The following is a 17,232-nucleotide window of genomic DNA, read 5'->3' as shown; positions in this document are numbered from 1 at the left end:
GGTCATCCTCCCTGGGCCGCGGCTTCGCGGGCCCGCGCGAGGGCGTCCAGCTGCCCGAGGACGTCGAGCGACAACGAGACGGCGGTGCCGGGCTGTTCGTCCGCCAGGTCGCGGGCGCGGCGCAACTTGATCTCGATGCCGCGCAGTTCGCGGCCCCGGTTGCCCTCGGTGGCGGGCGCGGGCTCCAGTTGTTCGTTGCCCAGCAGGTGGGCCGACTCACTGAGCAACGACCGTGCCAGGACGACCAGTTCGGAGCTGCGGATGGGCGGCTGGCGGTACAGGTGGTGCACCTGGACCATGCACTCGGTGATCCGCTCGGTGATGGCCCAGGACACCGGCCCGTCGTGCGCGGGCGAGTCGGGGTAGACGGCGTGGACGTTGTCCCACAGGCCGACGCCGAGTCCGTCGGGGATGCGGCGGCGCCACAGGTGTCCGAAGACGTCCTCGGCCAGGCTCAGCAGGCGGTCGTGCGAGACGCGGTTGCGCGAGAGGCTGCACATCTGGATGGTCCGCTTGAGCAGTTGGGCGGAGAAGTCCGTCATCTTCCACTGCATGGGCGGGCCGATGGCCTCGCTGCCCTGGAGCGGCAGGGTCACCCCGGGGTTGTGCAGATGGACCATGGCGTCGTCGCGGGTCATGCGGCTGATGATGCGGCCGCGTTCGGCGAGGCGCTCCATGACGGCGACGGTGCGGGTGAGGTCGTCGTCCGTGGCGCGCCGGCGCATCAGGTCGTGGACGAGGATGGCGGCCACGGAGAGCGAGAAGTACTCGGACTCCAGGCGCTGCCCGGTGGTGCGCCAGGGGATGTCCTCCAGCGGCCACTGGTCGTCGTCGAAGCGGGCGATCAGCGACCAGTACTGCTGGGTGATCTCCCAGCGCAGCCGGAGCGCCTCCGCGAGCCGCTGCTGTTCGGCGTTGAGCAGGCCCAGGGTGAGGGTCCGGTCGGAGAACAGGTCCTGGATGCCGTCGAGGGCGACGACGGTGAAGTACAGGTAGGGCACCTGGGTGGCGATCCCGGCGGGCTGCTCGCCGATCCCCTCGGCGTCGGCGACGGTCACCTCGGGCGCGTCCTTGACCAGGGACCACGACCAGCCGCACTCGAAGAACTGGCTCTCGTCGCGCAGCCCCTCCTCGACGTCGACGCCGAGCACGAAGCTCTCGCCGATGGCGGCGCGCAGCGCCTGGAAGCGGCGCTGGAAGCGCTGGAGCACGTGCCGCTGCGACAGCCGTCCCTGGCCGAGGAGTTCGCACAGGGCCTCGCCCGGGGCGGAGTCGGCGGCGAAGGCGTTGACCGTGAACGAGCGCAGCAGGCTCACCATGGCGGCGGTGAGCCTGCTGCTGGTGGCCTTCTTCAGCTCCGCGATGGTGGCGAGCACGTCGGCGCGGCGCGTCTTGGTCTCGTAGACCTTGAGGAAGCCGAGGGTGGCGAGGCAGAGCGTGACGGACATGGAGTACGAGTCGACGACGCCGAGGTTGCGCTGCTCCTTGGTGAGGTCGTTGTCCTCGTCGCCGGAGATGAAGTAGTAGCCGCCGGCGAACGAGGGCCGGTCGCCGTCTATGTGCTCGCCCATGAACTGGGCGACCGCCTCGACGAGGTTCGCCGGGACCTCGAGCCGTCCGCCGGCCCTGCGCAGGGCCTTCTGGACGTCGTCCTCGGTGGTGTCCGGGTCGTCCAGGCGGAACGGCGGGATCTCGGTCGCGGGATAGAGCAGGCAGAGCAGCCGCTCCGCGTCGCAGACGCTGCTTTCACCGCCCCATTTGCCCCAGGCCCATTGCCCGTTCTCGAACGAGTGGCGCGAAATTGACTGCCAGATGTCCAGCAGGTGCTGGCGTGGCTTGATCTGCATCTCGTGCCCCTCCCGCAGACGGCTCCCCTTTACCTGTGGAGAGCCGCGTACCGCACCGTTGATTCACCGACGGTCAACCGGAGCGGAAAAATCCGAATTCCGGTGCCCGCATGCCACGATCATTCCCGAATAACCTTCGCGCACCGCCGCGGGCGCACCCAGCCGCAGCGTTTCGAACTTGGCCGAGAACGGCCGGAGACTGTCGCTCACCTCGGCCTCCCCCACGTCGCACGCGGGAAAGAAGTGGGAACCCGCGGGATAGCCGCGCGAATGCTCCATGAACGCGGCGGCGAACGGCGCGCCGGGCGCCAGGGCCCGCATGAAGCACTCGACCCCGCGGTCGAACTCCTCGATCGAGGACGTCATGGACTCGGCGACGAAGAACATCGTGCCCACCTGCCAACGCCCCTCGTGCTCGGGGAGGTCGAAGATGTCGCCCTGTTCCACCCGACCCCGCACGGCCTCCCGGAACTTGGCACGGGGGTCCATGTCGAGGGCCGCGTACGCGTCGCTCTTGCACAGCACGCGCCAGAACTGGTCCCAGTTGTCGTCGTACCCGCCCACCTGGCTTCGCAGGTACTCGACGTTGCGCCGGGAGCGCTCGAAGAGGGTGATCCGGTCGCACCACGGCAGCATGGCGAGCGCGGGATAGAGGTTGGAGCCCGGACCGACGTCGATTCCGGAAAAGGACCCGCCGCCGTGCTCGCGGAAATGGTCACTGAAATGATCGCGAACGATGTGAAGGATCTCCGCGTCCTCCGCATGTAAGTCACGGTAATTGTGATCTACATACGCAATGGGGTCGAATGTGTCATCCCAGGACACTTCCGCGTTGAGTTGCACATCGCCCGGCGATCTCGACGTCATTCACCAACGGTACCAACACAGCCCTGCGGGAGGGATCCCTCTTGCGTAAATGCGACAGCCGGCGGGCACGGTACGCCAGGGCGCACGGCAGGCGCACGGCGGCAGAGATTTTTAGGGCCTGATCAGGTCTTGAACAGCCCGGTTCCCGCCGCTCAAGATGGTTCGGAACTCCGCCGCGCGCACCCGGACGGCGGAGGCCCGCGCCGGCCGCCCGCACCACCCGTACGAGTGGCCCGCGTCCTTGACTTCTTCCCGCAGGGGGCGGCATGACTGCTCTTCCAGGAGAACGTTTCCCCTCACCCGTCGGCATCCCGCTCTTCCCCGACCCGCCCCCGGCCGGCAGGCCGCTGACGCTGCGCGAGGCGGACGAGCACGACATGCCGGAGCTGGTCCGGGTCGACAGGGAGGTGTTCCCGGAGGACCCCTATCCCTACTTCGTGCTGCGTCAGCTCGTCGACGTGCACGCGGGACAACTGCTCGTCCTCGCCGACGGGCGACGACTGCACGGCTACGTACTGTTCGTGAACTCGCCCCGGATGAAGGGCAGTTGGGTGATGAGCCTCGGTGTCACCCGGGACCAGCGGGGGCGCGGGCTCGGCCGCCGGCTGATGTCCGAGGTGCTGGAGCGGCTGCGCGCCGAGGGGGTGCGCGACGTGCGGCTGACCGTCGAGCCGGCCAACGCCCCGGCCATCATGCTCTACCGCTCGCTGGGCTTCACGGCCGGCGAGGAGGTGCGGCGGGACTACTTCGGACCGGGCGAGGACCGGATCGTGATGGAACTCCGGCTGTAGGGAGCCGGCCGCGGAGACCGGCCGCCGGGAGCGCGGGCCGGGCGGCCCGCCCTCCCCCGTGGTCTCAGGAGGGCGTGCGGGCGGCCGCCAGCAGGCGGGTGACGTCCGGTGCGCCGATCGTCAGGGCGGTGCCCACCGTGCACAGCACGTCGTGCTCCGCGGGCGTGTACGGGCCGTCCGCGAGGGCGATGCGGGCCGCCTGGAGCAGGATCGTCTCGCGCCCGGACGGCGCCAGGTGCGGGGCCAGCGGGTCCAGCGCCTCGTGCAGCTCTATGGCCAGACCCGCCCCGCACGGCCGGTCGACGGGTCCGGTGTCGCCGGCCAGCGCCGCCACGAGGGCGCCGAGCTGTTCGTCGGTGCAGTCGTCGAAGCCGGCCGCGCGCACCGCGTCCGCCGCCGTGTGCAGGGAGGCGGGGGCGCAGGTGATGTCGGCGGCCAGCACCGCGAGGGCGACGGTGTGCACGGCGTCGCGCAGCATCGCGGAGAAGCGGGTCGTGGTCGGGTGGCCCAGCACCTCGGTGCCGAAGTGCCCCGCGCAGGCCGCGCACTCGACGACCGGCCCGGCCTCGCCGCGCCGCAGCACGGGCACCCCGAGCACGCACAGCCTGCGGCGGCCGGTCAGCCGCTGGTAGTTGCGGTCGCCCCCGCAGGACGGGCAGAAGAACTCCCCGTCGCCGACGACCGTCCACGCGGTGCGGGTGCCCAGGGCGAGCGCGGCGCGCCGCCCACCATGTCCGTCTCGTCCCCGTTCTGGCAGCACGTCGTCGCACCTCCGTAACCACGCGGCAACATCGCCGCGCTGGCGTGATGTTAGCCACACCACCGGGGCCTAGTCAGCACCCTGGACGAGACCTTCCCGTGACCTTCACCGGGAATGGCCGGTACCCGACGGGACGCGGCGGGGCCCCGCCCGCCGGATCGCGGCGGACGGGGCCCGGGAAAGCGCCGGTGGGAGGGGTCAGCGGGTGGCGCGGTTGACGGCCGAGACGACCGCCTTCAGGGAGGCGCGCGTCGTGTTCGCGTCGATTCCGATTCCCCACAGAACCTTGTCGCCGACGGCGCACTCGATGTACGAGGCGGCCTGCGCGGAGGCGCCCTCGCTCATCGTGTGCTCCTGGTAGTCCAGCAGCCGTACGTCGATGCCGACGGCCTGGAGGGCGTCGAAGAAGGCCGAGATCGGTCCGTTGCCGGAACCGGTGAGCACGGTCTCCACGCCGTCGACGACCGCCTCGACGGTGAGGGTGTCCACGCCGTCCTTGTCGGTCGTCGTCTGCCCGGTCCTGACCTGGACGCGGCCCCACGCGTTGTCCGGGTTGGGCAGGTACTCGTCCTCGAAGGCGGCCCAGATGTCCTTCGGCGTGACCTCGCCGCCCTCGGCGTCCGTCTTCGCCTGGATCAGCTTCGAGAACTCGATCTGCATGCGGCGCGGCAGGTCCAGCTTGTGGTCGTTCTTCAGGACGTAGGCGATACCGCCCTTGCCCGACTGGGAGTTGACGCGGATGACGGCCTCGTAGGAGCGGCCGACGTCCTTCGGGTCGATCGGCAGGTACGGGACGGCCCACTCGATGTCGTCGACCGTGACGCCCTTGGCCTTCGCGTCGGCCTCCATCGCGTCGAAGCCCTTCTTGATGGCGTCCTGGTGGGAGCCGGAGAAGGACGTGTAGACCAGGTCGCCCACGTACGGGTGGCGCGGGTGGACCTCCATCTGGTTGCAGTACTCCCACGTACGACGGATCTCGTCGATGGCGGAGAAGTCGATCTGCGGGTCGACGCCCTGCGAGAACAGGTTCATGCCGAGGGTGACCAGGTCGACGTTGCCGGTGCGCTCGCCCTGGCCGAACAGGCAGCCCTCGACACGGTCCGCGCCGGCCATCAGCGCCAGTTCGGCGGCGGCGACGGCGGTGCCGCGGTCGTTGTGCGGGTGGACCGACAGGACGACGTGCTCGCGGCGGGACAGGTTGCGGTGCATCCACTCGAACCGGTCCGCGTGCGTCGACGGGGTCGAACGCTCCACGGTGGCGGGCAGGTTGAGGATGATCTCGCGGCCCGGACCGGGCTGGTAGACGTCCATCACCGCCTCGCAGACCTCCAGCGCGAAGTCCAGCTCGGTGTCGGTGAAGATCTCGGGGCTGTACTGGTAGCCGAAGGTGGTCTCCGGGCCCAGCAGCTTCTCCGCGTACTCGACGACCAGGCGGGTGCCGTCGACGGCGATCTGCTTGATGTCGTCCCGGGAACCGCGGAAGACCACGCGCCGGAAGACCGGGGCGGTCGCGTTGTACAGGTGGACGGTGGCGCGGCGGGCGCCCTTCAGCGACTCGACCGTGCGCTCGATCAGGTCCTCGCGGGCCTGGGTGAGGACGGAGATCGTCACGTCCTCGGGGATCGCCGTCGGGTCCTCGACGATCGACCGTACGAAGTCGAAGTCCGTCTGCCCCGAGGCGGGGAAGCCGACCTCGATCTCCTTGTAGCCCATCTTGACCAGCAGGTCGAACATCGCGCGCTTGCGGGCGGGCGACATGGGGTCGATCAGTGCCTGGTTGCCGTCGCGCAGGTCCGTGGAGAGCCAGCGGGGGGCGGTGGTGATCCGGGCGTCCGGCCAGGTGCGGTCGGGGATGTCGACCTGCTCGTAGCGGCCGTACTTCTGGATCGGCATGGCACTGGGCTGCTGACGGTTGACCATGATGCGGGGGCTCCTCGAAGGCGTGGTCCGTGAGACGGCCGACGGCGCAGCACCGAACTCCGCGGGGAGGGAGCCGGCCTTGTCTACAGGCCCTCGCCGCGGCAGCTAAGGAGAAGCAGCCCGAAACGCATGATGCTCCGCAGCCTAGCCCACCGCCGTCGGATGCGAGGAACGGTCCCAGTATGCGGGACCGCGGGGGCGTACGGAGCAAAAGGTGCGCAATACCACTTCGGTCGCACCGCGGGACGGAAGTACCGTCCGAATGTCCCGTATTTCGTCAATCTCGCACCAATATCTCGCAGAGGTAATGACACCGTCATGCGGCGGTGCCAGGGTGCCGGACATGACGACTCCCGGGGGCCACGAGCCCGTCTTCTGCACCATCGTCCCGCCGCACCTGCTCGACAGGCTGGCGCAGAACGAGGACCCGGCGCTGGCCGGTCCCGCCCGCCAGACCCTGGAGCGCGACTCCTTCGAGCGCACCCGGCGCCGGCTGACCACCGTCATCGGCGCCCCCGCCGTCGCGGCCCCGCTCTCCGCGCGGGCGGGCGCGCCCAGCCGCACCATCTACGACGCGGGCCACGGCACCGCCCTGCCCGGCGACAAGGTGCGCGGCGAGGGCGACGAGGCGGTCAAGGACGCCACCGTGAACCGCGCGTACGCGGGCCTCGGCGCGACGTTCGAGCTGTACCTGAACGCCTACGGGCGGGACTCCATCGACGGCGACGGCCTGCCGCTGGACGCGAGCGTGCACTACGACGAGAAGTACAACAACGCCTTCTGGAACGGCGAGCAGATGGTGTTCGGCGACGGCGACGGCGAGATCTTCCTCGACTTCACCATCCCGCTCGACGTGATCGGCCACGAGCTGACCCACGGCGTCACCCAGCACACCGCGAACCTCACCTACTTCGGGCAGCCGGGCGCCCTCAACGAGTCGGTGTCCGACGTCTTCGGCTCGCTGATCAAGCAGTACGCGCTGGGCCAGAACGCCTCCGAGGCGGACTGGCTGATCGGCGCGGGCCTGCTCGCGCCCTCGGTCACCGGCCAGGCGCTGCGCTCGATGAAGGCCCCGGGCACCGCGTACGACGACGACGTGCTCGGCAAGGACCCGCAGCCGGCGACGATGGACGACTACGTCACCACCGGCCGCGACAACGGCGGCGTGCACCTCAACTCGGGCATCCCCAACCACGCGTTCTTCCTGGTGGCGGACGCGCTCGGCGGTCACGCCTGGGAGCGGGCCGGACAGATCTGGTACGACGTGCTGACCGGTGGCCGGCTCCCCGCGCAGGCCCTGTTCAAGGACTTCGCCGCCCTCACGCTCACGGCGGCCCGCGACCGCTTCGGCGACGGCGAGGAGGCCCAGGCCGTGGCCAAGGCGTGGGAGCAGGTCGGGGTGGACACGCAGTAGCCCCGGGCCGGCCGTGTCCCGGGCCGCCACCCGGGGCGCGGCCGGCGGCTGTGGTTGTGTGTGCACCGGGAGTACCGGGGGATCCGTACCGGAGGACCACGGGAGAGGGACCCATGCGTATTCAGGTCACGCGCAGCGGTGGATTCGCGGGCATCGAGCGGCACGCCGAGGTCGACACGGCGGAGCTGCCGGACCCGGAGCAGTGGCACGACCTGGCCCGGAGGGCGCTCGCGTCCGGCGCGCAGCGGCCGCCCGCCGGGGTCCCGGACGGGTTCGGCTACGAGATCACGGTGGACGGCAGGACCTTCCACTGCGCCGAGCCCCGGCTGACCGAGGAGCAACGGCAGCTGGTGTCGCGGGTGTTGAAGGAGGGCGCGTGATCGCGGTCAACGACCGTACGGAGACGACGAGTTGACCTGACGGGCCGACTTGCGACCGGGCCGTTGACGCGGGGCGTCCGGGGTGCGGATGATCCGCGCATGGCGACGCGAGCGATGCCCCGGTTCCCGGACGGCTTCCTGTGGGGCGTGTCCACGTCCGCCCACCAGATCGAGGGGGCGGCCGACCTGCGCGGCCCCTCCGTGTGGGACCTGTTCACGGACGGTGCCGGGCGTGTGCGGGACGGCTCGACCGCCGCCGTGGCCTGCGACCACTACCACCGCTACCCCGAGGACGTGGCGCTGCTCGCGGACCTCGGCGTGGACGCGTACCGCTTCTCGGTGTCCTGGCCGCGCGCGGACACCCCCGGCGGCCTCGACTTCTACGACCGGCTGACGGACGCCCTGTGCGCGGCCGGGGTGCGGCCGGTGGTGACGCTCTTCCACTGGGACCTGCCGGCCGCGCTGGACTGGCTGGAGCGGGACACCGCGGTCCGGTTCGCGGACCACGCGGCACGGGTGGCGGCGCGCCTGGGCGACCGCGTGCACAAGTGGATCACCCTCAACGAGCCCGCGGAGCACACCCTGCTGGGCCACGCGCTCGGCGTCCACGCGCCGGGCCGGCGGCTGCTGTTCGACGCGCTGCCCGCCGCGCACCACCAGCTCCTCGCGCACGGCCTCGCGGTCCGGGCGCTGCGCGCCGCCGGGGCCGCGGACATCGGCATCACCAATTCGCACGGCCCGACCTGGGCGGCCTCCGACGACCCGGCGGACACCGGCGCCGCCGACTTCTACGACCTGCTGCTGAACCGTCTGTTCGCCGACCCGGTGATCCTCGGCCGCTATCCCGACGGCATGGACGCGCTGATGCCGGGCGACGTGGCGGCCGACCTCGCGGTGATCGGGGAGCCCGTGGACTTCTACGGCGTGAACTACTACGCGCCGACCCGGGTGGGCGCGCCGCAGGAGACGGCGTCCGAGGTGGGCGGCGTCCCGATACCGCCCGAACTGCCCTTCTCCGTGCGGGAGATCGAGGGCCGCCCGCTCACGGACTTCGGCTGGCCCGTGGTGCCGGAGGGGCTGACCGAACTGCTCACCGGCTTCCGCGACCGCTACGGCGCGAAGCTGCCGCCGGTCGTGATCACCGAGAACGGCTGCTCGTACGAGGGCCTCGACGACCAGGACCGCATCGCCTACCTCGACGGTCATGTGCGGGCGCTGCACGACGCGTACGAGGCGGGTGTCGACGTGCGCGGCTACTTCGTGTGGTCGCTGCTGGACAACTTCGAGTGGGCTGAGGGCTACACCCGCCGCTTCGGCCTGGTCGACGTGGACCGCGAGACGCTCGCGCGCACGCCGAAGGCGTCGTACGGGTGGCTGCGGGAGATGCTGCGGGAGCAGCGGGGCTGAGGGCCGGGGCGGGGGCCGGCGGTGCCGCCGCCCCCGGCGCTCAGAAGCCGAGCTTGCGCAGCTGCTTGGGGTCGCGCTGCCAGTCCTTGGCGACCTTGACGTGCAGGTCGAGGAAGACCGGCGTGCCGAGCAGCGCCTCGATCTGCTGGCGGGACTTGATGCCGACCTCCTTCAGGCGCTTGCCCTTGGGGCCGATGATGATCCCCTTCTGGCTGGGGCGCTCGATGTAGACGTTGGCGTGGATGTCGAGCAGCGGCTTGTCCGCGGGGCGGTCCTCGCGCGGCAGCATCTCCTCCACGACCACGGCGATCGAGTGCGGCAGTTCGTCGCGCACGCCCTCCAGGGCGGCCTCGCGGATCAGCTCGGCGACCATGACCTGCTCGGGCTCGTCGGTGAGGTCGCCCTCCGGGTAGAGCGCGGGGCTCTCCGGCAGCAGCGGGACCAGCAGGTCGGCGAGCAGGTCGACCTGCTGCCCGGCGGTCGCCGACACCGGCACGATCTCGGCCCAGCTGATGCCGAGTTCCTGGCCGAGCTGGTCGATCGCGATGAGCTGCTCGGCCAGCACCTTGCTGTCGACGAGGTCCGTCTTGGTGACGATGGCGACCTTGGGGGTCTTCTTGATCCCGGCCAGTTCCTTGGCGATGAACCGGTCGCCGGGGCCGAGCTTCTGGTCGGCGGGCACGCAGAAGCCGATCACGTCGACCTCGGCCCACGTGGTGCGCACCACGTCGTTGAGCCGCTCGCCCAGCAGGGTGCGGGGCTTGTGCAGTCCGGGGGTGTCCACGAGGACGAGCTGCGCCTCGGGCCGGTGCACGATGCCGCGCACGGTGTGCCGGGTCGTCTGCGGCCGGTTGGAGGTGATCGCCACCTTCGTACCGACGAGAGCGTTCGTGAGGGTGGACTTGCCCGCGTTGGGACGGCCGACGAAACAGGCGAAGCCCGCCCGGTGGACGGTCTCGGTCGACTCGGATGACTGACTGCGAACGCTCATGGCCCCCATTCTCCCTGATCCGGGAGCGCCTGCTGCACGCGCGGCCGTCATGACCCCGACAACGGGGTGGGAACGGGCCCTCCGCGACCCCGCGGCACCCGCCCCGACGGCCTAGGATCACGGAGTCCCGGGCCAGGTGCCCCGGTCGCGCGGGCGCCCGTACCGGCATCCGTACCGCCGTCCTCACGGCGTGCGCACCCGCTCCTCGTCCACCTCCGGATCAGCCGGATCCGCCACGCAGAAGGCCGGGCCACCGGGCATGAAGCTCATCACCGCGATCATCAAGCCGCACCGCCTCGACGAGGTCAGGACCGCGCTCCAGGAACTCGGCGTGCGGGGCCTGACCGTCACCGAGGTCAGCGGCTACGGCCGCCAGCGCGGCCACACGGAGGTCTACCGGGGCGCGGAGTACCGCGTCGACCTGGTGCCGAAGATCCGTGTCGAGGTCCTCGTCGACGACGCCGACGCGGAGGCGGTCGTCGACGGTGTCGTGACCGCCGCCCGCACCGGCAAGATCGGCGACGGCAAGGTGTGGGCCCAGGCCGTGGAGAGCGTGGTGCGCGTGCGCACCGGCGAGCGCGGGCCCGACGCCCTCTGATCCGCCGCGCACGGCGAAGGGGCGCCCCGCCGAGCGGGGCGCCCCTTCGCCGTGCGCTCTCAGCCCGCCGTCACCGTCGCCCGGACCGTGCCGTCCGGACCGGCCAGCAGTACGGGGGTCCCCGGGCCGCCGAGGTCGCGGACGGCCGCCCGGTCCTCGTCCGGCACGGACTCCGCCCCGGTCACCACGGCCGCCGCCTCCAGGGACCGCGCGCCGGACGCGACGGCCATCGCCACCGCCGTCCGCAGCGCGCTCAGCCGCAGCGAGTCGAGCGCCACCGTCCCGGCGACGTAGGTGCGGCCCGTCTCGTCGCGCACGGCCGCGCCCTCGGGCACGCCGTTGCGGGCCCGCGCCGAGCGGGCCAGGGTGACGATCTTGCGGTCCTCGGGGTCGAGCGCGCTGCTGTCGGTCATGGCCGAAAGCATACGAGCGGCCCCGGCGCCCGCGCCGCCCGCCTGGTCCGCACCCGGCCCGCCCCCGTTCGGCCCGCCCTGCGCCCGGCCCGCCACCGTTCAGCCCGCCACCGGGTACATCGCCCCGCGGCGCCCCTCCGGGGAGACCAGCCACTCCAGCTTCGCCGCGGTGTTCGCCTCGTCCAGCGGGGTGTGCAGCACCACCGTCAGGTCCGGGCGGGCCGGCAGCTTCATCGCGGACGACTCCACGCACAGCAGCCCCACCAGCGGGTGGTCGAGCTCCTTGCGGATCTGCCCCTGGTCCTCGATGTCCCGCTCCGCCCACAGCGCCGTGAACTCCGCGCTGGAGGCGTGCAGTTGGGCCAGGACCTCCTGGTAGCCGCCGTCGTCGGGGCGGGCCGCGCAGGCCGCGCGGAACTGCGCGACGACGCGGCGCGCGTTGTGCTCCCAGTTGCGGGCGCGGGAGCGGTAGAGCGGGTCGGTGAAGAAGTCGACGACGCAGTTCTGCGTGTTCTCGGGCCGCATGCCGAGCACGAGGGCCGCACTCTCGTTGTAGAGCACGCAGTTGAAGTAGGGGTCCATGATGTGCGCCGGGAACGGCATCCACGCGTCGATCAGCCGCCGCAGCCCGTCGCACATGTCCCGCAGCGCCGGATCGACCGCCGGCACCGGCGGGTTCATCCCCGCGAGCAGATACAGGTGGCGCCGCTCCACGTCGTTGAGCCGCAGCACCCGCCCCACCGAGTCGAGCACCTGCGGCGACACCGTGATGTCGCGGCCCTGCTCCAGCCACTGGTACCAGGAGGCGCCCACACCGGCCAGCACGGCGACCTCCTCGCGGCGCAGCCCGGGGGTGCGGCGGCGCGGGCCGCCGCCCGGCAGGCCCGCCTCGGCCGGCGTGACCTTCGCCCGCCTGCTCATCAGGAACTCGCGCAACTCGGCCCGCCGGCCGTCGCGCAGCCCGTTGCTCACCGTGCCGTCGGCCACCCGTCGGTCCCCCCGCAGTCGTGTGGTGGTGTCACCACCACCACAAGTACCGTCTCCCCACGGATATTCCGCGGGCCCGACGCTGTTGTGCATGGCGATCGACACCACCTCCTCCCCGCAGCCCTCCAACTCCCCGGCGGTTCCCGCCCGTTCACCGGTCGCCGGCGGCGTGCCCCGGCTGTCGGCGCGGGACCGGCTCGTGCTTCTGGTGCTGTGCGCGGCCCAGTTCATGGTCGCGCTCGACTTCTCCGTCCTGAACGTCGCGCTGCCCGTCCTCGGCCCCGACCTCGGCATGCGGCAGTCCGACCTCCAGTGGGCGGTGACCGCGTTCGCGCTGCCGTCGGGCGGCTTCCTGCTGCTGTTCGGGCGGGCCGGCGACCTCTTCGGCCGGCGGCGGCTGTTCCTCGGCGGCCTCGCCCTGTTCGGTGCCGCCTCGCTGCTCGCCACCCTCGCGCAGGACCCGGCGACGTTCCTCGCGGGGCGCGCGCTCCAGGGGCTCGGCGCCGCCGCGATCGTGCCGACCGGCATGTCCCTGCTGACGACGACGTTCCCCGAGGGCCCCGCCCGCGACCGGGCGCTCGGCATCTCCGGGACGCTGCTCTCCCTCGGCTTCACCGTCGGCATGGTCGCGGGCGGCGTGCTCACCGACGCGCTCGGCTGGCGCTCCACGATGGCCCTGCTCACCCTGTTCGCCGTCGTGGTCCTGCCCCTCGCCCCGCGCCTGCTGCCCGAGTCCCGCACCCCCGACCGGCCCCGCCTCGACGTGCCCGGCGCGGTCACCGTCACCGGCGGGCTGCTCGCGCTGATCTACGCCCTGTCGACCGCCGCCGACCGCGGCTTCGGCGGCACCGACGTCCTTCTCACCCTGGTGGCCGGAGTGGTCCTGCTCGCCGCGTTCGCGGTCGTCGAGTCACGCACCGCCGCGCCGCTGGTGTCGCTGCCGATGCTGCGCCGCCGCACGGTGGCCTTCGGCAACCTGGGCGGGCTCGTCACGTTCTCGATGATGTCCACGGTCGTCTTCGCGCTGACCCTCTACCTCCAGGAGGTGCTGGGGCTCTCGGCGTTCGAGACCGGGCTGGTCTTCGGCGTGCAGGGGGTCATGTCGGTGCTCGCCGGCTCCCTCGCGTCCCGGATCGTCGGCCGCTTCGGCGCCCGCCGGGTCCTCGCCGCCTCCCTCGCCGGACAGGGCGCGCTGACCGCGGCGCTGCTCGGCCTGACCGACGGCACCTGGTCGGTGGTGCTCGCCACGGCCGCCGTGTCCCTCGCGAGCATGTGCCACCTCGGCGCGATCATCTCGTACGGGCTGACCGTGACCTCCGGCGTCCCCGACGACGAACAGGGCCTGGCCACCGGCCTGGTGACCTCCACCCAGCAGGTCGGCATCACGGTGGGCATCCCGCTGCTCGGCGTGCTGGCCACCACCGCCACGGACCTGATGTCCGGCGTGCGCACGGTGTTCCTGGTGGACGCGGTGGTCGTGCTGGCCGCCGCGGCGGCGGTCGGCGCGGGGCTGCTCGTCCGCACCGCCCCCGCGGCGGCGGTGGGCTCAGGGGCGGTCGAGGCGGAGCCGGTCGGCTCGCGGTAGACCGGCCACCACCAGGTCGTAGCTGTCCTCCACCAGCTCCCGGACCAGCCGGTCCGGGAGCCCGCCGTCGACCGTGACGGTGTTCCAGTGCCGCTTGTTCATGTGCCAGCCCGGCACGACGAGGCCGGGGTGCGCCGCCCGCAGCCGCACCGCGTCGTCCGGGTCGCACTTCAGGTTCACCGTCAGGGGACGCCCCTCCAGGGCGCTCAGCGCGAACACCTTGCCGAGCACCTTGAAGACCGACGTCTCCGGGTTGAACGGGAACTCCTCCGCCGTCGCGTTGAACGACAGGCACAGGGCACGCAGCTCGTCGGCCCTCACGACGGATCGCTCTCCTCGTCCGCGGGCGTCCCGTCGGCCGTCGGCTCCACGAGAACGGTGACGATCTTGTTCCGGCGGCCTGCCGCCGCCTCCGCCGTCAGCCTCAGCATCCGGCCGTCCGGCAGCTCCACGACCGACGACGCCCCGGCGATCGGCACCCGGCCGAGCGCCTTCGCGAGCAGCCCGCCGACGGTCTCCACGTCCTCGTCGTCGTACTCCTCCAGGCCGTACAGCTCGCCCAGGTCGCCGATGTCGAGCCGGGCGGTGACCCGGTAGCGGTCGTCGCCGAGCTTCTCGACCGGCGGCAGCTCACGGTCGTACTCGTCGGTGATCTCACCGACGATCTCCTCCAGGATGTCCTCGATCGTGACGACGCCCGCGGTGCCGCCGTACTCGTCGATGACGACCGCGACGTGGTTGCGCTCCTGCTGCATCTCGCGCAGCAGGTCGCCCGCGTTCTTGGTGTCCGGCACGAAGACCGCCGGGCGCATCGCCGTGGACACCAGCTCGCTCTCCGCGTCCCGACTGATGTGCGTCTTGCGGGCCAGGTCCTTCAGATACACGATCCCGACGATGTCGTCCTCGCTCTCCCCGGTGACCGGGATGCGCGAGAACCCCGAGCGCAGCGCGAGCGTGAGGGCCTGCCGGATCGTCCGGTACCGCTCGACGACCACCAGGTCGGTGCGCGGCACCATCACCTCGCGCACCAGGGTGTCGCCCAGTTCGAAGACGGAGTGCACCATGCGGCGCTCCTCGTCCTCGATCAGCGACTCCTGCTCGGCGAGGTCCACCAGCGCGCGCAGCTCCGCCTCGGACGCGAACGGGCCCCGGCGGAAACCCTTGCCGGGGGTGAGCGCGTTGCCGATGAGGATCAGCAGCGACGGGATCGGCCCCATCACCCGGGCCAGCGGCACCAGGACGTACGAGGCGATCGTCGCGGTGTTCATCGGGTGCTGGCGGCCGATGGTGCGCGGCGAGACGCCGACGGCGACGTAACTGACCAGCACCATCACGGCGATGGCGACGACCAGCGCCTCGGCGGTCCCGCCGAAGCTGTGCAGGCAGGCGTACGTGACGAGGGCGGCGGCGGCCATCTCGCAGGCGACGCGCACCAGCAGCGCCACGTTGAGGTAACGGGTGGGGTCCTCGGCGACCTTGGCGAGTTTCGCGCCGCCCCGGCGCCCGGACTTGACCGCCTCGTCGGCACGGAAGCGCGACACCCGCGCGAGGCCCGCCTCGGCGCAGGCGGCCAGCCAGGCCACGACGATCAGGGCGACCGCGCCCAGGACGAGCGGGGCGCTCATGAGACGGTCGGAGCCGGCGAGGGACCCTCCATGCCTTTCTCGGCACGCCAGCCGTCCACGATGGCCGCCTGGAGCCCGAACATCTCGGCCTTCTCGTCGGGCTCCTCGTGGTCGTAGCCGAGCAGGTGCAGCACACCGTGGACGGTCAGGAGCTGGAGCTCCTCGTCCATGGTGTGCTGCGTCGGCGCCTCGGTGCCCTGCTTCTCGGCGACCTCGGGGCACAGCACGATGTCCCCGAGCAGACCCTGCGGCGGCTCCTCGTCGTCCTTCGACGGCGGCCGCAGCTCGTCCATCGGGAACGACATGACGTCGGTCGGGCCGGGCAGGTCCATCCACTGGATGTGCAGCTGCTCCATGGCGTCGGCGTCCACGACGATCACCGACAGTTCGGAGAGCGGGTGGATGCGCATCCGCGCGAGGGCGTAGCGGGCGATGTCGAGGATCGCCTGCTCGTCGACCTCGGTTCCGGACTCGTTGTTGACGTCGATCGACATGGTGGTGCTCGGTCTACTTCCCCTTGTGGCCGGCCCCGTTCCGGCCGCCCTTGTGGGTGCCGTTCTCGGTGCCGTGCTCGCTGTCGTACTTCTCGTACGCGTCGACGATACGGCCGACCAGCTTGTGCCGTACGACGTCCTGGGACGACAGGCGGGAGAAGTGCACGTCGTCGAGGCCCTCCAGGATGTCCTGCACCTGGCGCAGACCGGACTTCGTGCCGCTCGGGAGGTCGACCTGGGTGACGTCGCCGGTGATCACGATCTTCGAGTCGAAGCCGAGCCGGGTGAGGAACATCTTCATCTGCTCGGGGCTCGTGTTCTGGGCCTCGTCCAGGATGATGAAGGCGTCGTTGAGCGTCCGGCCACGCATGTAGGCCAGCGGCGCGACCTCGATCGTCCCGGCCGCCATCAGCTTCGGGATCGAGTCGGGGTCGAGCATGTCGTGCAGCGCGTCGTACAACGGGCGCAGGTACGGGTCGATCTTCTCGTAGAGGGTGCCGGGCAGGAAGCCCAGGCGCTCGCCGGCCTCGACCGCGGGGCGGGTCAGGATGATGCGGGTGACCTGCTTGGACTGGAGCGCCTGCACCGCCTTCGCCATCGCCAGGTACGTCTTGCCGGTACCGGCGGGGCCGATGCCGAAGACGATCGTGTGCTTGTCGATGGCGTCGACGTAGCGCTTCTGGTTGAGGGTCTTGGGGCGGATGGTGCGGCCGCGCGAGGACAGGATGTTCTGCGTGAGGACCTCGGCCGGGGTCTCCGGGCCGTCACCCTCCCCGTTCTCACTCGCCCGCAGCATGGCGATCGAGCGTTCCACTGCGTCCTCCGTCATCGGCTGCCCGGTGCGGAGCACGAGCATCATCTCGTCGAACAGGCGCTGGACCAGGGCCACGTCGGCGGGGGCTCCGGTCGCGCTGATCTCGTTTCCCCGGACGTGGATGTCGGCCGCCGGGAAGGCCTTCTCGATCACGCGCAGGAGGGAGTCGCCGGACCCCAGCACGGCCACCATGGGGTGCTGGGCGGGAACGGTGAAATGCGCTTTCGCCTGCTCCTGCGCGGGGGTGTGTGCTGTGGGTGTCTGAGTCATGGGCCGGCTCGTAGCCTTGCTCGTCCTCCTCGGTATGACTCGCCCGCCCCTGGGGCGGCCTGGCGCGTT

Annotated in this window: 17 protein-coding genes; 6 read left to right on the top strand and 11 right to left on the bottom strand. The window is 71.5% G+C overall.

Annotated elements, in window-relative coordinates:
- Positions 1 to 2: 2 nt before the first annotated feature.
- Together ACFZA0_RS02240 and ACFZA0_RS02235 are read right to left on the bottom strand one after the other, a co-directional pair.
- The gene (locus tag ACFZA0_RS02240) at positions 3 to 1,847 is read right to left on the bottom strand and encodes an SCO2524 family protein (protein ID WP_391009838.1); all 1,845 of its coding nucleotides are present in this window, start codon (positions 1,845 to 1,847) and stop codon (positions 3 to 5) included.
- A 63-nt stretch (positions 1,848 to 1,910) separates the two neighbouring features.
- Positions 1,911 to 2,714, bottom strand: a complete 804-nt coding sequence (locus ACFZA0_RS02235; RefSeq protein ID WP_391009835.1) for an SCO2525 family SAM-dependent methyltransferase — start codon at positions 2,712 to 2,714, stop codon at positions 1,911 to 1,913.
- Between the two features lie 266 nt (positions 2,715 to 2,980).
- Between ACFZA0_RS02235 and ACFZA0_RS02230 the strand changes: the two genes are divergently transcribed.
- Positions 2,981 to 3,505 (top strand): GNAT family N-acetyltransferase, encoded by a 525-nt coding sequence (locus ACFZA0_RS02230; RefSeq protein ID WP_391009832.1) that lies wholly within the window; start codon positions 2,981 to 2,983, stop codon positions 3,503 to 3,505.
- Between the two features lie 64 nt (positions 3,506 to 3,569).
- On the opposite strand, the gene ACFZA0_RS02225 is transcribed toward ACFZA0_RS02230, so the two are convergent.
- Both ACFZA0_RS02225 and leuA read right to left on the bottom strand, forming a co-directional pair.
- A complete protein-coding gene (locus tag ACFZA0_RS02225) occupies positions 3,570 to 4,265 on the bottom strand; it encodes a TerB family tellurite resistance protein (protein ID WP_391009829.1) in 696 nt (231 codons plus the stop codon).
- A gap of 198 nt (positions 4,266 to 4,463) precedes the next feature.
- Positions 4,464 to 6,185, bottom strand: a complete 1,722-nt coding sequence (gene leuA, locus ACFZA0_RS02220; RefSeq protein WP_391009826.1) for a 2-isopropylmalate synthase — start codon at positions 6,183 to 6,185, stop codon at positions 4,464 to 4,466.
- 343 nt (positions 6,186 to 6,528) lie between these two features.
- Here leuA and ACFZA0_RS02215 point away from each other — a divergent pair, with 343 nt between their 5' ends.
- The 3 genes from ACFZA0_RS02215 to ACFZA0_RS02205 all read left to right on the top strand — a co-directional run bounded on the left by ACFZA0_RS02215 (position 6,529) and on the right by ACFZA0_RS02205 (position 9,386).
- Positions 6,529 to 7,599: a M4 family metallopeptidase gene (locus ACFZA0_RS02215; protein WP_391009823.1), complete on the top strand. Its 1,071-nt coding sequence runs from the start codon at positions 6,529 to 6,531 to the stop codon at positions 7,597 to 7,599.
- Between the two features lie 113 nt (positions 7,600 to 7,712).
- Positions 7,713 to 7,979 (top strand): protealysin inhibitor emfourin, encoded by a 267-nt coding sequence (locus tag ACFZA0_RS02210; protein ID WP_391009820.1) that lies wholly within the window; start codon positions 7,713 to 7,715, stop codon positions 7,977 to 7,979.
- 99 nt (positions 7,980 to 8,078) lie between these two features.
- Complete coding sequence (locus tag ACFZA0_RS02205; protein ID WP_391009817.1) at positions 8,079 to 9,386, top strand: GH1 family beta-glucosidase; 1,308 nt, start codon at positions 8,079 to 8,081, stop codon at positions 9,384 to 9,386.
- A gap of 40 nt (positions 9,387 to 9,426) precedes the next feature.
- On the opposite strand, the gene era is transcribed toward ACFZA0_RS02205, so the two are convergent.
- On the bottom strand, positions 9,427 to 10,377 hold the full coding sequence (gene era / locus ACFZA0_RS02200; protein WP_391009813.1) for a GTPase Era: 951 nt from the start codon (positions 10,375 to 10,377) through the stop codon (positions 9,427 to 9,429).
- Positions 10,378 to 10,636: 259 nt separating this feature from the next.
- Here era and ACFZA0_RS02195 point away from each other — a divergent pair, with 259 nt between their 5' ends.
- Positions 10,637 to 10,975: a P-II family nitrogen regulator gene (locus ACFZA0_RS02195; protein WP_391009809.1), complete on the top strand. Its 339-nt coding sequence runs from the start codon at positions 10,637 to 10,639 to the stop codon at positions 10,973 to 10,975.
- Positions 10,976 to 11,034: 59 nt separating this feature from the next.
- On the opposite strand, the gene ACFZA0_RS02190 is transcribed toward ACFZA0_RS02195, so the two are convergent.
- Positions 11,035 to 11,388, bottom strand: a complete 354-nt coding sequence (locus ACFZA0_RS02190; RefSeq protein ID WP_391009806.1) for a cytidine deaminase — start codon at positions 11,386 to 11,388, stop codon at positions 11,035 to 11,037.
- Between the two features lie 99 nt (positions 11,389 to 11,487).
- Positions 11,488 to 12,309 (bottom strand): helix-turn-helix domain-containing protein, encoded by an 822-nt coding sequence (locus ACFZA0_RS02185; RefSeq protein WP_391011785.1) that lies wholly within the window; start codon positions 12,307 to 12,309, stop codon positions 11,488 to 11,490.
- A 157-nt stretch (positions 12,310 to 12,466) separates the two neighbouring features.
- On the opposite strand from ACFZA0_RS02185, the gene ACFZA0_RS02180 reads away from it, so the two are divergent.
- Positions 12,467 to 13,960 (top strand): MFS transporter, encoded by a 1,494-nt coding sequence (locus tag ACFZA0_RS02180; RefSeq protein WP_391009803.1) that lies wholly within the window; start codon positions 12,467 to 12,469, stop codon positions 13,958 to 13,960.
- Here the strand turns inward: ACFZA0_RS02180 and ACFZA0_RS02175 are convergent.
- Genes ACFZA0_RS02175 through ACFZA0_RS02160 form a run of 4 tightly spaced genes read right to left on the bottom strand, consistent with a single transcriptional unit; the run spans position 13,922 to position 17,163 of the window.
- On the bottom strand, positions 13,922 to 14,281 hold the full coding sequence (locus tag ACFZA0_RS02175; protein ID WP_391009800.1) for an MmcQ/YjbR family DNA-binding protein: 360 nt from the start codon (positions 14,279 to 14,281) through the stop codon (positions 13,922 to 13,924). The two genes, ACFZA0_RS02180 and ACFZA0_RS02175, sit on opposite strands and share 39 nt — an antisense overlap.
- Positions 14,278 to 15,585, bottom strand: a complete 1,308-nt coding sequence (locus ACFZA0_RS02170) for a CNNM domain-containing protein (protein ID WP_391009797.1) — start codon at positions 15,583 to 15,585, stop codon at positions 14,278 to 14,280. The genes ACFZA0_RS02175 and ACFZA0_RS02170 overlap by 4 nt, the downstream gene beginning before the upstream one ends.
- On the bottom strand, positions 15,582 to 16,079 hold the full coding sequence (ybeY, locus tag ACFZA0_RS02165; RefSeq protein WP_391009794.1) for an rRNA maturation RNase YbeY: 498 nt from the start codon (positions 16,077 to 16,079) through the stop codon (positions 15,582 to 15,584). Before ybeY ends, ACFZA0_RS02170 begins: the two co-directional genes overlap by 4 nt.
- A 13-nt stretch (positions 16,080 to 16,092) precedes the next feature.
- Positions 16,093 to 17,163, bottom strand: a complete 1,071-nt coding sequence (locus tag ACFZA0_RS02160; protein WP_391009791.1) for a PhoH family protein — start codon at positions 17,161 to 17,163, stop codon at positions 16,093 to 16,095.
- Positions 17,164 to 17,232 lie beyond the last annotated feature (69 nt).

It is taken from the genome of Streptomyces sp. NPDC008150 (genome assembly GCF_042956945.1).
Lineage (GTDB): Bacteria > Actinomycetota > Actinomycetes > Streptomycetales > Streptomycetaceae > Streptomyces.
Note: the sequence above shows the minus strand (reverse complement) of the source record. Positions and strands in the feature narration are given on the sequence as shown.